Source organism: Kocuria dechangensis (assembly GCF_014636775.1).
In the GTDB taxonomy this organism is placed as follows: Bacteria; Actinomycetota; Actinomycetes; order Actinomycetales; family Micrococcaceae; genus Kocuria; species Kocuria dechangensis.
In genome coordinates, this window is record NZ_BMEQ01000018.1 from 57394 (window position 1) to 72957 (window position 15564).

The window sequence follows — 15564 nt, forward strand, 5'->3', positions numbered from 1 at the left end:
ACTGCTTTCTTGGCGAGGAGATGAACGACATGAGGCTCAGACGGACATGACCGCTGTGACGGTTCGGCGGACGGTGTCTCGGGCGGACTGTTCGGCGGAGCGGACCGCTTCCGCGGGAACTGGACGGTGGACGGTCTCCCAGAGCTGGTCGTCGGTGAGGTGCAGCGGATTCCGGACGAGCCCGGCGTCCCCCAGTTGTTCTGCCAAGGCACCGATCTTGTGGGTCGGTCGCAGTGAAAGGGCGGGAATCCCGTATCGGGCGGCGATCACCGCGCCGTGGAACTTAGCCGTGAACAGGGCGGCGCAGGCACCGACGGCTCGGCACATCTCCTCGACGGAGTAGCAGGCACGCACCGGGAACCGATCTCCGAATACGTCCCGGATGCCCTCGAGCTCCTGGTCTCGTGTCGTGCCGACAGCAAGACACAGGAGCTCGAGATCCAGGCCATGCCGGTTCGCCCAGGCATGGATGCGGTCGACCGTCTGTCGGTCTCCCGCCGAGGGAGTCTTGCGCAGGACGACACCGACCCGGCCGGGAGCGCGCTCGTCGGCCGGCGGCAGGTCGGCGGCAAAGGCGAGGTCTGCGCTGATGTGCACGGGGACGGCTGGCGTCAGCTGCTGCTCGATCCACATGGCGCTTCCCCGATCGCGGACCGTTATGGAGCGAACTGCTTCGTGCGAGAAGAAGGTGCGCAGCCTGTCGACGACATCCGGTCGGCAGCGCTCCCTTTCGAGCGCGACCCCAATACCCGCGAGGACGATGGGGCGCTCCAGCCACGCGCGGTTCCAGTACAGCGAGGACATGTTGTCAGGGACCACGAGGTCGCCACCGCCGATGACGATGGAATCGTGCCGGCGGGCGACGGCGTCGGCACGTTCCGTGAAGTACGGCTTGCGGAGGAGCGAGTGCACCGGCTCCGCCGGCGCGACGTCTCGGAAAGCGTCCTGCCAGACCCGGAGCATCAGCTCGTCGCCGAAGTTGCCCCAGCCGAAGTAGCCCACAAGGCCCACGCGCCGGGGCGACGGCGCCGGCCGCTGGGAAACACCCCACTCCTGCGTTCCGGGCCCCTCCAGGCACCTCGCCGGTGCCGGCGCGGGTGTCACTGCGGGCATCGACATCCTCCTTCTGGGCGGGCGAGTGAGCTCGTGGGGGCACAGGGGCGGGAGGGCTGCGCGCGCGTCAGCCCCATCGTGTCCACACTTTAGTGGACGCGCTCGACGTCGCTCCGGGGCGCCCAGTCACAAACGGGGCCGCAGTCGGTCCAGGCCGCAATGTCTTTTCACTCTGCCAGGGCCACAGCGAGGTGGCGTGCGCGGGCGGCTGGGCTGCCCCGGTCCTGGGACCGGCCTTCCGGAGCGGTGAAGACGCCTTCCTGAGCCGCCACCGGGCGTTGCCTTTTAAGCCAGGCAATCGCCAGGTCATGCTCCGCAGACCGGCTGGCATGGGGCAGGGTCGCGGGGCCCTCACCGATGTACGGTGTGGAGAATCGGAAGCGTCCCCCCAATGCTCGGATGGCCCCCGGAGACGCCCCGAACTCCTCCAGCAGGGGTGTCAGGTGCTCGAGTACATGCTCCCCGTCACCGGCATTGTGCACGTAGTGGACCAGATTGCCCCTGTTCCAGCGGCTGTCGGTGTAGCGGTCCATGACGCGAAAACGGTGAGAGCATTCAGCCACGACGCGCGTAGGCGACCACCCCGTCCAGCCGGCGCTGAACATCTCCTCCCACACCCGGAACGGGCCACGGAGGAGATCCGTCTGAGGCGATTCGGGTACGGCGACAGCGTTGTGGAAGCGCGAGGAGAACCGCAGGGCGACGAAACCGTTCGCGGAGGATCCTTCCGCCAGCAGATAGGGGCTGCCGGATGCTGCCATCACCCGTCGCGTGATGAGCTCCATGGCGTCGTCTGGATCGACGTCCGGGGTCCCGAGGTACCAGGAGGTCCGGCTGTCCGGACTCCGGCCAGGAGTGGGGTCCGCGAAGAGGATATAGGGCTGCCCCAGCTTTCCCAGCCCGTCCCGCTCAGCCAGGGAGAGTCTGTGCGACACCGATGCTGATTCCGTCCCGGAAAAGCCCACCCGGAGAACGCGGTTCTTGCTGGGGCAGGGGCGGGCGACGAATGCCAGCGCCATGCCGTCGCCGATGCCGACCACGTAGCGCTGTTCCGGGTCCTCGGGCATGGGCCGGAAGTCGTCCAGGTGCTCCAGCTGGACGACGGAAACCGGGCCGACGTCGTGCGGACCAGGAGAGTCTGCCGGGACGGAGGCGGGAGCACCCAGTCGGAAGGTCTGGGGGTCGCCGTGGTAGTTGGCCACGGCATGCTCCACCCACCCGCGCACGCGCTGAGGCGTGGGCGGGTTGTGACCAGTGCAGTGGTGCTCCAGGACGAAAGTCACCCGATCGTCCACCTGCGGTTGGAAAGGGTACATCTGGGTCTCGAGATGATCGATGTCACCGGAGTTCTGGATGTACCACGCGCGGCCTCCCTCGAAATCCGCGTAAAGCGAGCCGAGGTCGGCTCGAGTCGGCTCCGCGTCCTCGAAGTCCGCGTATGTCACATACTCCGGAAACGCCGCCTTGACCAGCCAGCTGGCCGAGCGACCCAGCGAAAAGCGTCCCATGTTGGTCTGGGGAGAGAATGCCAGCGCGAGTGAGCCGGGGACTCTGGTCGTCAGGGCGAGGGCGCCGAAGCCCCCCGAGGAGGAACCTTGGATGACGATCTTCTCGACGCCGAGTTGAGCCGCGATCTCATTGATGAGCCGTGCCAGCCGGTCGGTCGAATCCTCTCCGGACCCCCCGCAGTACCACCCGATGCGCAATCCGGGGTCCAGATGCAGCGTCGGGTCGGCCAGCCACAGCTGGTGGTAGGGCAGGTCTTCCATGGTCGCCACCCGCTCGAAGCGGGGGATCTCGTATTTCTGCCGGTCGAGCGACCCGTGCAGGTGAACCACCAGAGCTTCTGCGCTCGGCTGGCGGAACATCAGCAGTTCGATGGGCAAGAAGTGCCCGGTCCGGTCGGTGATGTCCATGCGGACCTGTGGAGGCCAGGACATGACGTCGACCGCTTCGGTCGTGTCCAGGCTCAGCCACGGACAGCCGTACCGGGAGTCTGTGGAGGGATGAACGGGGGCTCCCATATGCGTTGTTCCTTGTCGGGGGAGGGGGGCATAGACCAGCTGTCGAGCTCAGATGCGGTCGAAGGCACCGTTCAGCAGGCCCAGGGTGTCCGGCTTCGCCAGCGGGTTGTGCCCGGCCGACCTGTCGAAGTAATGGTGTACTTTCACGTCCCCGCACAGCTGTGGGTGCTGGGCGAGGAACGCGTTGAACGTCGGCAGGTCCTCCTTGCGGTCATGGGTCGAGGCGACGTTCACGTGGTAGTCGATCCGTAGCGGACGCCCCCGTCTGGCGAGCAGGTTCAGCACGTTGGCGGTCAGGGGGAACCTGGCCCGAATGTCCGCAGGCAGCATGCCGCCGAAGCGGGCGTGCCGCAGGGCGTTGACACCGGTGGCCATCCATCGGGTCCAGTCGAACTGGGCGTTGTTGATGACCGCCCGTGCCCCCTCGTCGTCCGCGAGCAGCGCCAGCGCCATGAAGCCGCCGGCGGACGACCCGAAGTACATCCGGTCCCGAGGATCGCTGACCCCCAGCTTGACGGCCAGTGTGCGGACCACCCGGCCGATGTAGAACGCCGCCCACTTCTCGGGGGACACCTGACCCCAGCCGAGGGAAAGGTACTCGGGACCCCCTGTGGCCGGATCGTAGACGTAGATCTGGTGGTGGCGGATCTCGTCGCTCCAGGTTGACCGCTGGAACACCGGCTCGCCTGCGGCCCGGTGCTGGTCCACGGCCCCGTTGTTGAGCACCACGAGCTTGTCGGCCCCCGTGCGGGGAACGACGAGCAACGGCATGGTGAAGTAGTCCGTCACCACGTCGATGCGGTTGTGCTCGTCCGGGATCAGCCGATCCGCGTCGAAGTCCCGCAGCTCGGCGAGGGGGAGGACGATCGTCTCTGTCATGGCATCCGGGATCGAGGGTCAGCGCGCGGCGACGGCGGCGGTGAAGTCCTCGATGCGGTGGCCGAGGCCGAACATCTGCTCGATGGCGGCCAGGGTGCGCTCGGCGGCACGGCCGTCGCCGTAGGGGTTCACGGCGTTGGCCATCGCGGCGTAGGCTGCAGGGTCGTTGAGCAACGCGTCGACCTCCGCCACGATGCGCTCCTCATCGGTGCCGATGAGCTTGACGGTGCCGGCGTGCACGGCCTCGGGGCGCTCGGTGTTCTCGCGCATCACCAGCACCGGCTTGCCCAGCGACGGCGCCTCCTCCTGGACCCCGCCGGAGTCGGTGAGGACCACGTCGGCCACCGAGAGCATGCGGGTGAACTCGCCGTAGGCCATCGGCTCGGTGACCACCACGTTGGTCTTGCCCTCGAGTGCCGGCAGGACGGCCTCCCGCACCACCGGGTTGCGGTGGGCCGGCAGCACGATGACCAGCTCGGGCTCGGCCTCGGCGATCCGGGCCAGGGCCCGGCCCACGCCGCGCATGGCCTCGCCCTGGTTCTCACGGCGGTGGGTGGTGACCAGCAGGACCTTGCGGCCGGAGGCGGCGATCTCCTCCAGCTGCGGGTCGGTGAAGGGCAGCTGCTTGGCCACCGTGTGCAGCAGGGCGTCGATGACGGTGTTGCCGGTGACCACGATGTCCTCCTCCGGCAGCGCCTCGCGCAGCAGATTCTCCTTGGAGGTGGAGGTCGGGGCCAGGTGCAGGGAGGTGATCTGGGAGGTGATCTTGCGGTTGGCCTCCTCCGGGAAGGGGGAGAAGAGGTTGAACGAGCGCAGCCCGGCCTCGGCGTGGATCACCGGGATCCCTCGGTAGAACGCGGCGATCGCCGCGGCCGTGGAGGTGGTGGTGTCGCCCTGGACCACCACGGCGTCCGGGGCGTTCTCGGCGAAGAGTGCGTCGAGGCCCTCGACCGTGCGGGTGAGGATGCCGTTGAGGGTCTGGCGCGGCTGGATGATGTTGAGGTCGTGGTCCGGGACGATGTCGAAGATCTCGTTGACCTGGTCCAGCATCTCCCGGTGCTGACCGGTGACGGTGACCACGCACTCGAAGTCCGGGGAGTTCTGCAGGGCCTTCACGATCGGCGCCATCTTGATGGCCTCCGGACGCGTTCCATAGATGGGCATGATCGTGGGCATGGGGAAACCGCCTGTTCCGAGGGTGCGAGGGCCGGGGGACCTAACGCGGGGCGTGCAGGTGCACACCCAGTTTAGGGGACACCAGGGACGATCTCGTTCAGATGACGGCCAACCGGGCGAGCCGCTGACGTGCGGCGATCTCGCTGGGGCCCTGTGCGCCCAGCGCCTTGCCCACCACCGTGAGGGCAAATCCAGCGGTCTGACGTGTGGGCAACGGCACAGGCCCCAGGCGTGGGCGCTCGAGACCCAGCAGGTCGAGGCGGTCCTGTGGGAGGCTGTCCACGACCGCCGCGAACAGGGCGCGGTAGCCCGGCATCAGGAGCGGATCCAACGGGGGCCGACGCAGGAACCGCACGACGTCGTCGACCCGAGGCCCGCCTGCCAGCCGGCCGTCGAAGGCCGCCATGCGTGCGTCGAGCTCTGCCTCCGAGCGCGGCGGGTCGGACACCCCCATCAGCCGGCCGGCGACCGCCCACTCCCGCACGTAGGCGTCCGGGCCCCCCGGGATCGTCCCTCCCCACTGCTGGTGGGAGCGAAGGAACGCGTCGGTGAACGCCAGGTGCACCCACTCGACCAGGTCAGGGTCGTTGGCGCAGTAGGACCGTTCGACGCCGTCGGCGCCGGTGTAGGCGCCCCGGACGCTCTCGTGCAGCCGCCGTACGTACGCCGATGCGCGGTGGGCTGCGGTGGTGTCCCCGTAGGTGACGGTGAAGATCCAGCGGATGGTTCCCGCCAGTCGGCCCAGCGGGTCCGCCCGGTAGTCGGAGTGCTCGACGACTCCGGCGAGCGCCCCGGGGTGCAGGGCCTGGGTGAGAAGGGCGCGGACTCCGGCGGGAATGGTGGCCATGGAGCCGTGCACAGCCCAGACCGCCGACCCGGGCTGGAAGTAGCCCGCGTCGTCGCCCTCGGCCAGGGCCAGCTCCCACTCCGGCACTCGGTCCGCCTGCCCGGCGAACGTCACCCTCAGGCGCTCCTGCAGCGGCGTCATGAGTCCCATTCCGTCTGTCCTCCCTTCGGGGGACCGCCACCGTGCGGCGGTCCGCGGCACCCAGTATCTGCGCCGCCTCTGACAACAAGGGGTGCCGGCCGTCCCCGCATCTGTGGATTCCCTCTTGCTAATGGATGCGATTCGATATTCATGGACGCAAAGAACCACGTCCCGCCGGGGTGCCGACACCACGGCGACGTGCCCCTCCGTTCCGGAGGGTGGGGGGCACAGGGGGCGGCCGGCGGGTCGGGGGACCTGCCGGCCGCTCCTCAGGGGAGAGACGCGAATCGGGGGAGTCGCATGCAACAGGACCGAAGCACGCCCGCAGCCACCGAGAGCGGTGGCGTCTCGCGGCGCACGCTGCTCTCGGCGACCGCACTGCTCGGGCCAGCCGCCGCCGCGGTGACGGCAACCGCCACCGCTGAGCCGGCCGAGGCCGCCGTCGTGCTGGGGACGAAGGCCACGACCAGTCCGCTCGGGCTGAGGGGAACGGTCGTGGGCCGGCACCGGAACCTCTTCCGGACCTTCAGCCTCACCAACTCCAACGGCGTGGGCGTCGCCCGGGTCGGCACGGCCAACTACATGGTCACCTTCAACGCCGGCGAGGGCGTCGACACCGTGCAGGTCTTCCACGCGGACACCGGGGCGCTGCACTACAAGGCCTCGACGCCGGGCAAGCCCGCCGGCAACTTCACGCACGACGGCCGGGGCAACATCTACTTCAGCGTGGACAAGGCACTGATGGTGCTGTCCATCCCCAACCGGACCCTCCGCCAGTACGGCACGGTGGGCAGCGGCATCCTCGTCGCCTACGAGTTCCACTTCGACCACAGGGGACGCCTGTGGACCGGCAGCTATCCGGCCGGACGGCTGGTGTGCCTCGATCCTGCCACGGGCCGGGAGCTCGCTCGCACGCCCGTGCTGGGCAACGGCAACGACTATGCCCGCGGCGTCACGATCTCCCCGGACCGGAGGACGGTCTGGGCCGGCACCGGCACCGCGGACCCGGCACTGTTCCGCATCGACGTGGACAATCCCGCCTCACCCACCCGGATCAACCTCCCCGCCCATGCCGTTCCGTCGATGGTCATGCGCATGCAGGCGCGCGGCCGCAAGGTCTTCGTGTGGCACGACGATCCGCTGGGGAAGGAGATCATCTCCGTCTACGACGTCGTGAGCAGGACCTGGTCGCGGTACCCCACGGCCATCGCCGGCTGGTCCGTGACCGCCCCGGACGCCGCCGGATACGTGTACGCCAACGCCAAGGGCAGCGTCGTGCGCATGCGTGCCGACGCGGCGGTGCTCGTCCCCGAGACCGTGGCCACCGGCGTGGAGACCAGCACCATCCACACCGCCCTGGCCGGGTCCACGCTCTATCTCGTCAAGGAGGGACCGTCCCTGCTTCAGGCCGGACGGTTCGCACCCACGGGCGGAGCCCTCGCCGCCGCGCCACGGGTGGACTACAAGGTCGTCCCGGTGCCGCTCACCACCCAGTCGGTGGCCATCGACAAGGCGACGAACACGGTCTACGCGGGCGGCTTCAAGGGGGACGGCCTGTGTGCCACGAACCTCTCCACGGGCGAGTTCTCCCACTCGGCGGCCTCCGCGGGCATCGCGCAGATCGAGGGCTTGACCGTCGCCGGGGGCAAGCTCTACGTCGGCTCCTACGGCTCGGCCGTCGTGGTCGAGCACGACCTGGCGAAAGGGGTGAAGGACGCCGGCGCCTACCGGCGCGTGGCCAAGCTGGGCACCTCGCACCTGCAGTCGCGGATCTTCGCCTGGGCCGTCTCCCCGTCACGGGTCGTTTTCGGCACGGTGCCCGAGTACGGCTACCGCGGCGGGGCACTCGGCACGATAGACCGCGCCACCGGGGCCGTGGCGGTGTACAACAAGATCATCCCAGAGCTCTCCGTCGTGGGGCTGGCGGTGAACGGCGAGACCGTCTACGGGACGACGTCCTGCCGGGGCGGCTACGGCATCGCCGACTGGCCGGGGGACGCGGTCGTCTTCTGCGCGGACGCCCGGACGGGCAGGGTCGCCTGGAAGCGGACCCTGAAGGACTGCAAGGAGCTCTACGGTCCCGTCCTGCTGGACGGCAAGCTCTACGTGGGCACGCTCGACACCGTGGTGGAGCTTCGCCTCTCCGACGGGGTTCCCCTGAGGACCTTCGTGCTCGGCTCGCGGAGCGCCCGTGCCGCCTGGCAGAGCGCCGAACTGGTGCGGATCCCGGGGACCCGGCGCCTGGCCCACCTGGCGGGCGGGGTGACCACCGTCCTCGAGCCGGCCACGTCGCGGACCGCGACCGTGCTGACCGGCGCCCACCGGCACATCGACTTCGACGCCTCCGGCGCCATGTGGGTGACGACGGGCAACGACGTGGTGAAGCTCCGGCTGGACGCAGTCGCCGCAGGGCCGTCCTACGTCGCTCCGAAGGTCTCGCCGTTCGCGGACGTCTCGACGGGACAGAAGTACTACCGGGAGATGGCCTGGAGCTACGAGGCCGGCATCGCGACGGGATGGATGAGCTCCACCGGCGCACGCAGCTACCGGCCGCTGAGGCCGATCAACCGCGACGCGATGGCCGCGTTCCTCTACCGGGCGGCGGGGTCGCCGGAGTACGTTCCGCCGACGGTCTCGCCGTTCCGGGACGTGTCGACGAGCCAGCAGTTCTACAAGGAGATGGCCTGGGTGCACCACCAGGAGATCTCCACGGGGTGGGACGACGGGACCTATCGGCCTCTGCGCTCGATCAACCGGGACGCGATGGCCGCGTTCCTCTACCGGGCGGCGGGGTCGCCGGAGTACGTTCCGCCGACGGTCTCGCCGTTCCGGGACGTGTCGACGAGCCAGCAGTTCTACAAGGAGATGGCCTGGGTCTACGAGGTCGGCATCTCCACCGGGTGGCTCAGCATCACCGGTACGCGCACCTATCGGCCGCTGCTGCCGATCAACCGGGATGCCATGGCCGCGTTCCTCTACCGGGCGGCGGCCCGCGGGCGCTGAGCTGCTCCGGGCGGTGCCGGTGCTTCTCGGACAAGCGCGGCCGGAGGGTTCCGGTGGCGCATCGCCTGTCATAAGCTGGCTGTCGACTGAAGTTGCATTTGCATCGTTCCGGGACCGCCCCCCGTTGTCCGCGTCAGGACCTTTCCGGTGCCGGAACGGACCGTCGAACCGGGAGAGCCGCATGTCCGATCGCCGCCGTACGTCTGCCTCCGAGCCCAGCGCCGGCGTCTCCAGGCGCCACCTGCTCGGGGCCACCGCCGTGCTCGGGTCCGCCGTGGCCGTCACGGCAGGGCCTGCCGAGCCGGCCTCCGCCGCCGTCGTGCTCGGCTCGGCCGTGCCCATGGGGAATCTTGGACTGACCAGCGCGGTCGCGGGCCGGCACCGCGACGTGTTCCGAAGCTTCGCGCTGACGAACTCCAGCGGGATCGGGGTGATCCAGGTGGGGACCGTCCGCTACCTGGCCACCTTCAACGCGGGGGACGGGGCCGACACCGTCCAGGTCTTCAACGCTGACACCGGGGCCCTGCACTTCCGGGCGTCCACGCCGGGCAAGGCCGACGGCAACTTCGCCCACGACGGTCGGGGGACCCTCTACTTCTCCTCCGGCGCCGCGCTGATGGCGGTCTCGGTGCCCAACCGCACGATCCGGCGGATCGGGACCGCGCCGTCGGGAGTCACGAACCTCTACGAGTTCCAGATCGACCACCAGGGCCGGTTGTGGGCCGGCACGTTCCCGGCAGGGATCGTGCTCTGCCTGGATCCCTCGACGGGGCGGGAGATCGCCCGTACCCCCGTGCTCGGCTCCGGCAACCAGTACGCGCGCGGCCTCAGCATCTCCCCGGACCGCAGGACGATCTGGGCCGGCTCGGGGACCGGTGCCCCGGCCCTGTACCGCATCGACGTCGACCGGCCCTCCGCTCCTCAGCGCATCCCGATCCCCGGCGTGGGAGGCAACTCGATCGTCTCGCGCACGGTCGCGTTCGGGCGCAGGGTCTTCGTCTGGCACGAGAACTCCTCGGGCAAGGAGGTCGTCTCCGAGTACGACCTCGTCACCAAGTCCTGGGCGGCGTCGACGGTGGTGATGACCGCCCGGTCCATGACGCAGCCGGATTCGCAGGGCTACGTCTACGTCAACGGCTACGGTGTGCTCCGCCGGTTCCGGCCCGAGGACCCGCAGATCGTGGTCGAGACGGTCGGCACGCTCCCGCAGCGCTACACCGTCCACATCGCGCTCGCCGGTGGGAAGCTGTACCTGCTGACGGAAGGCGCGTCCGTGCTCGCCGCGGACCGGATGACCACGGCGGCGGCACAGGAACGGCACGTCGACTACGCCGTCGTGCCGGTGCCGCTGGCCACCCAGTCGATGACCATCGACCGTGCCCGGAGCACCGTCTACGCAGGAGGGTTCAAGGGCGACGGCCTGTGCTCGACCCAGCTGACCACGGGCGCCTTCGCCCATTCGGCGCCCACGGCCGGCATCGAGCAGATCGAACGGATGATGGTCGACGGGGACAGGCTCTACATCGGCTCCTACCCGTCCGGGGTGATCGTCGACCATCTGCTGCCCAGGGGCGTGAAGGACCCGGGCTCGTACCGGCAGCTGGCCACGCTCGGCACGTCCCACCTCCAGTCCAGGATCTATGCGTGGGCCTCGGCCACGTCGCACGTCGTCTTCGGGACGGTCCCGGAGACCGGCCGACGCGGTGGCGTCCTGGGGGTGGTCAACCGCTCCACCGGCGCCGTGCACGTCTACGGCGAGCTGTTGCCCGAGCTGTCCATCGTCGGGCTGACGGCCACCGGCAACACCGTCTACGGCACCACGTCGGTCAGAGGCGGGCTGGGCGCCGCCGAGTACGCCGGCGACGCCCAAGTCTTCGCCTTCGACACCAGTACCGGCAAGCTGCTGTGGCGGAGGACCCTCCCGGGGACCAAGGAGCTCTACCAGCCGATCCTCATGGGCTCGAAGCTCTACGTGGCGACCTTGGACACGGTGGTGGAGCTCCGGCTGTCCGATGGCGCCCCGCTGCGCACCTTCGTCCTGGGCTCCCGCACCGGACAGCCCGGGTGGCAGAACGTGGCCATGATCCAGATCCCGGGCACAACCCGGCTGGCGCACCTGGCTTGGGGCACTCTCACGGTCCTGTCCACCGCGACGGGGCTGTACGACCGCGTGCTCACCGACGCCCACCGGCACCTCGACCTGGACGGGGCGGGAAACCTGTGGGCCACCGTCCGCAACGACGTCGTCAAGCTGCGCATGGAACCCACCGGACAGGGCGACACCGCCTACATGCCGCCGTCCGTTTCGCCGTTCCGGGACGTGTCGACGACCCAGCAGTTCTACAAGGAGATGGCCTGGCTGGCCGCGCGGAAGATCTCCACCGGGTGGGACGACGGGACGTACCGGCCGCTGCGGCCGATCAACCGGGACGCGATGGCCGCGTTCCTGTACCGGATGGCCGGGTCCCCGGCCTACACGCCGCCGAGGGTCTCGCCGTTCCGGGACGTGTCGACGACCCAGCAGTTCTACAAGGAGATGGCCTGGCTGGCGGCGCGCGGCATCTCCACCGGCTGGACCGAGGCAGACGGATCCCGGACCTATCGGCCGCTGCAGCCGATCAACCGGGACGCCATGGCAGCCTTCCTCTACCGGATGGTGGCCAGCACCCTGTAGAGCGCCGTCACCCGGCAGATCAGGACGCCTGAGCTTCCTCGAGCCCGGGCGTCCGTGCTGTCCATGCTGCGCGGCGCGACACCTTGTCCCCGCTTGTGCGGATTCACAGCGCCCCCTGATCAGTGTGTGATGGTAACGGATGCAAACGAATGAGCGTCCGCTCCGCCGTTCATCGGCCGGCGGAGGTGCAACGGGTCGGGGGATCCGTTGCGGGGAGAGACCACGGGTCGGGGGATCCGTGGGTGCCGGTGACAAGCGAATCGGGGGAGTCGCATGCACCAGGAAGCGAGCACGACCGGGGTCTCCCGGCGTGCACTGCTGAGCGCCACCGCGCTGCTGGGTCCGGCCGCTGCTGTGCTCTCGACGCCGGTCACCTCGGCGCCGGCCGCCGCCGCAGTGGTGCTGGGCAGCAAGGCCGCCACAGGATCACTGGGCCTGACCGGCACCGTCGTCGGACGGCACCGCAACCTCTTCCGGAGCTTCAATCTCACGTCGTCCACCGGCGTCGGGGTGATCAAGGTCGGCTCGGTCCACTACCTGGTCACCACCAACACCGGGGACCGCGCCGACACGATCCAGATCTTCGACACGGCGACCGGCGCGCTGCACTACAGGGCGTCGACCCCGTCCAACGCCTCGGGCAACTTCGTCCACGACGGCTTGGGCACCCTGTGGTTCACCTCGGGCGGAGCACTCATGAAGCTGTCCGTGGCGCAGCGCACGATCGCGCAGATCGGGACCCTCCCGTCCGGAGTGAGCGGCCTCTACGACCTCGTCCGGGACCACCGGGGCCGCCTCTGGGCCGGCACGTATCCCGCCGGGGTGGCCGTGTGCCTGGACCCGGCGACAGGACGGGAACTGACCAGGACTCCGAAGCTGGGAACCGGCAACGACTACGTCCGGTCCCTGTCCGTCTCCTCGGACGGCAGGACACTGTGGGCCGGCACCGGAACCGCCGATCCCGATCTCTTCCGCATCGACGTCGACGCCCCGTCCTCCCCGACCCGGGTCGGCATTCCCGGACGCGGGCTCAACTCCTTCGTCCTGCGCACGGCAACCCGGGGCCGAAAGGTCTTCGTCTGGCACGACGATGCCAAGGGCACCGAGATCGTGTCCGTGCACGACACACAGACCGGCCGCTGGAGCGCGACACCCTGCGCCATGTCGGGCCGCAGCCTGTCCGCCGTGGACGCGGCGGGCTTCTCCTACGCCAACGCCAAGGGCACCCTCATGCGGTTCCGGCCGGGTGACGAGGTGCTGACCGCGGAGGCCGTGGCCTCCGTGGCCGACAAGTACACGATGCACACCGGTCTGGTGGGAGACGATGTCCTGCTGGTCAGCGCCGGCAACTCCTCGCTGTCCTCGGTGCGGATCACCAAGGACGGCGTCGTCCGTCCCGCGGTGCGGCACCCCGTGGTGCTCACCACTCTGGACACACAGTCGATGGTCATCGACCGAGCCACCAGCACCGTCTACGCCGGCGGCTACCGAGGCGACGGCCTCTGCGCCACGAACCTCGCCACGGGCGCGTTCGCCCACTCCGCGGCCACCGCCGGGATCGGTCAGATCGAGGGAATGATGGTCGACGAGGGCACGCTCTACGTCGGCTCCTACGGCTCTGCCGTGGTCGTGCAGCACACCACGGCACCGGGCGTGGAGGACGCCGCTTCGTTCCGTCAGTTGGCGCGGCTGGGGGAGTCGCACCTGCAGTCGCGGATCTTCGCGTGGGCGGTGGCCGACTCCCACGTCGTCTTCGGCACGGTGCCCGAGTACGGGTACCGCGGCGGGGCGCTGGGGACGATCGAGCGGTCCACGGGAAAGGTGACGGTCTACAACAAGATCATCCCGGAGCTGTCGATCGTCGGGCTCGCGGCGAGCGGTCACACGGTCTACGGCACCACCTCGGTGAGGTCGGGGTACGGGATCGACGACTGGTCCGGCGATGCGGTGGTCTTCGCGGCCGACGCGCGGACCGGAGCCGTCTTGTGGAAGCGGGCCCTGCCGGGGCTCGATGAAGCCTATGGGCCGGTCCTCCTGGACGGGAAGCTCTACGTGGCCACCCTGGACACTGTCGTCGAGCTGCGCCTGTCCGACGGGGCACCGCTGAGCACCTTCGTGCTCGGCTCGCGGACCGGTCGTGCGGCCTGGAACAGTGTGGACCTGGCGCTGATCCCGGGGACCAAGCGCCTGGCGCACCTGGCCGGCGGCAGCCTCAGCGTGCTGGAGCCGGCCACCGGCCGTTTCTCCACCGTGCTCACCGGCGCCAACCGGCACCTCGACTTTGACCGGGACGGGGCCCCGTGGGTCACGGTCGGCAACGACCTCGTGAAGCTGCGGCTGGACTCCGCCCTCGGCACCGCCTCGACGTACGCAGCGCCGAGTGTCTCCCCGTTCATCGACGTGGCGACCACGCAGCCGTTCTACCGGGAGATCACGTGGCTGGCGGCCGCCGGGATTTCCACCGGCTGGGTGGCCGCGAACGGCACGCGCACGTACCGGCCGCTGCAGGCGATCAACCGGGACGCCATGGCCGCGTTCCTCTACCGGGCCGCCGGCTCCCCGCCGTTCGTCCCACCGAAGGTCTCCCCGTTCAAGGACGTGCCGACCACGAACCCCTACTACACGGAGATCGCCTGGCTGGCCGACCGGAAGATCTCCACGGGCTGGCCGGACGGCACCTACCGCCCGCTGCAGACGATCAAGCGCGATGCCATGGCCGCGTTCCTTTACCGGGCCGCCGGGTCCCCCGCGTACACCCCGCCGAGGGTGTCGCCGTTCCGGGACGTGCGCACGTCGCAGCCGTTCTACAAGGAGATGGCGTGGCTGGCCGACCGGAAGATCTCGACGGGCTGGCCCGACGGCACCTACCGGCCGTGGCTGGCGATCAACCGTGACGCCATGGCGGCGTTCATCTACCGCGCGGCCGTGATGCCCCGCTGACGCCCCGAGTGCGAGGGGTGCAGCGCCTCAGGCGGTCTCGCCGCCGTCCACGACGAACTCGGCGCCGGTGACGAACGAGGCGTCGTCCGAGGCCAGGTAGAGCACCGTCCCGGCGATCTCGTCCGGGTCCGCCGTGCGCCCGAGCGCCAGCAGGGCGGGATCGGCCACGATCTCCTCTGTCGCCGGCGTCCGGACGAAGCCGGGCAGGACCGCGTTGACCCGGATCCGCTCCGGGCCCAGGTCCAGCGCCGCGCTGCGGGTGAGACCGCGGAGGCCGAACTTGGAGGCCGAGTAGCCCGGTGCGGCCCGGAAGCCGCGCAGCCCGGCCGTGGAGGAGAGGTTGACGATCGACCCGCCGCCGCGCGCTCGCATGGCGGGCACGGCGGCCTGGATGCCGTGGAAGGGACCGGTGAGGTTCACGGCCAGGACGTGCTCCCACTGCTCGGCCGGGTGCTCCGCGATCGGGGCCACATGGGAGACGCCGGCGTTGTTGACCAGGACGTCGAGTCCTCCGAACGTCCCGACCGCCGCCTGCACCGCGCGCGCCCAGTCCTGCGGAGAGGTGACGTCGAGCCGGACGGCGAGCACGGCGTCGTCGTCGCGACGGGCGTCCGCTTCGTCCGGGAAGGAGACGTCCCCGACGACGACGCGGGCTCCCTCGGCCGCCAGTCGCGCCGCCACTGCGGCCCCGATGCCGCGTGCCCCGCCGGTGACCAGCGCGACCTTCCCCTCGAGACGTCCCACTGCGGCTCCGCTCCTCGTCCGAC

At 69.8% G+C, this 15564-nt stretch carries 9 protein-coding genes; 3 read left to right on the plus strand and 6 right to left on the minus strand.

What is annotated here, in order from left to right; genetic code table 11:
• Positions 1-36 precede the first annotated feature (36 nt).
• From IEW07_RS14745 to IEW07_RS14765, 5 genes are all read right to left on the minus strand, one after another.
• The gene (locus IEW07_RS14745; RefSeq protein ID WP_188538566.1) at positions 37-1113 is read right to left on the minus strand and encodes a polysaccharide pyruvyl transferase family protein; all 1077 of its coding nucleotides are present in this window, start codon (positions 1111-1113) and stop codon (positions 37-39) included.
• 167 nt (positions 1114-1280) lie between these two features.
• Positions 1281-3029 carry a hypothetical protein gene (locus IEW07_RS14750; protein WP_188538568.1) on the minus strand — a complete coding sequence of 583 codons (1749 nt, stop codon included), beginning with the start codon at positions 3027-3029 and terminating at the stop codon, positions 1281-1283.
• A gap of 156 nt (positions 3030-3185) precedes the next feature.
• Entirely contained in the window at positions 3186-4016 is an 831-nt protein-coding gene (locus IEW07_RS14755) for a hypothetical protein (RefSeq protein ID WP_188538570.1), read from the minus strand.
• Between the two features lie 18 nt (positions 4017-4034).
• Positions 4035-5192, minus strand: a complete 1158-nt coding sequence (gene wecB / locus IEW07_RS14760) for a non-hydrolyzing UDP-N-acetylglucosamine 2-epimerase (protein ID WP_188538572.1) — start codon at positions 5190-5192, stop codon at positions 4035-4037.
• 97 nt (positions 5193-5289) lie between these two features.
• A complete protein-coding gene (locus IEW07_RS14765) occupies positions 5290-6189 on the minus strand; it encodes an oxygenase MpaB family protein (protein WP_188538573.1) in 900 nt (299 codons plus the stop codon).
• A 291-nt stretch (positions 6190-6480) separates the two neighbouring features.
• Here IEW07_RS14765 and IEW07_RS21095 point away from each other — a divergent pair, with 291 nt between their 5' ends.
• The 3 genes from IEW07_RS21095 (at position 6481) to IEW07_RS21100 (ending at position 14797) form a co-directional block, all read left to right on the plus strand.
• Positions 6481-9183, plus strand: a complete 2703-nt coding sequence (locus tag IEW07_RS21095) for an S-layer homology domain-containing protein (protein ID WP_229741882.1) — start codon at positions 6481-6483, stop codon at positions 9181-9183.
• A 181-nt stretch (positions 9184-9364) separates the two neighbouring features.
• Positions 9365-11857: an S-layer homology domain-containing protein gene (locus IEW07_RS14775; RefSeq protein ID WP_188538575.1), complete on the plus strand. Its 2493-nt coding sequence runs from the start codon at positions 9365-9367 to the stop codon at positions 11855-11857.
• A gap of 273 nt (positions 11858-12130) precedes the next feature.
• A complete protein-coding gene (locus IEW07_RS21100) occupies positions 12131-14797 on the plus strand; it encodes an S-layer homology domain-containing protein (RefSeq protein WP_229741883.1) in 2667 nt (888 codons plus the stop codon).
• A 27-nt stretch (positions 14798-14824) separates the two neighbouring features.
• On the opposite strand, the gene IEW07_RS14785 is transcribed toward IEW07_RS21100, so the two are convergent.
• Positions 14825-15541 (minus strand): SDR family NAD(P)-dependent oxidoreductase, encoded by a 717-nt coding sequence (locus IEW07_RS14785; protein ID WP_188538578.1) that lies wholly within the window; start codon positions 15539-15541, stop codon positions 14825-14827.
• Between the last annotated feature and the right edge of the window lie 23 nt (positions 15542-15564).

What these genes read in the sequence shown, in the direction of transcription:
- IEW07_RS14745 (WP_188538566.1), bottom strand. Translation starts at nt 1,113, where the DNA reads ATGCCCGCAGTGACACCCGCGCCGGCACCGGCGAGGTGCCTGGAGGGG.
- IEW07_RS14750 (WP_188538568.1), bottom strand. Translation starts at nt 3,029, where the DNA reads ATGGACATCACCGACCGGACCGGGCACTTCTTGCCCATCGAACTGCTG.
- IEW07_RS14755 (WP_188538570.1), bottom strand. Translation starts at nt 4,016, where the DNA reads ATGACAGAGACGATCGTCCTCCCCCTCGCCGAGCTGCGGGACTTCGAC.
- wecB (WP_188538572.1), bottom strand. Translation starts at nt 5,192, where the DNA reads ATGCCCACGATCATGCCCATCTATGGAACGCGTCCGGAGGCCATCAAG.
- IEW07_RS14765 (WP_188538573.1), bottom strand. Translation starts at nt 6,189, where the DNA reads ATGGGACTCATGACGCCGCTGCAGGAGCGCCTGAGGGTGACGTTCGCC.
- IEW07_RS21095 (WP_229741882.1), top strand. Translation starts at nt 6,481, where the DNA reads ATGCAACAGGACCGAAGCACGCCCGCAGCCACCGAGAGCGGTGGCGTC.
- IEW07_RS14775 (WP_188538575.1), top strand. Translation starts at nt 9,365, where the DNA reads ATGTCCGATCGCCGCCGTACGTCTGCCTCCGAGCCCAGCGCCGGCGTC.
- IEW07_RS21100 (WP_229741883.1), top strand. Translation starts at nt 12,131, where the DNA reads ATGCACCAGGAAGCGAGCACGACCGGGGTCTCCCGGCGTGCACTGCTG.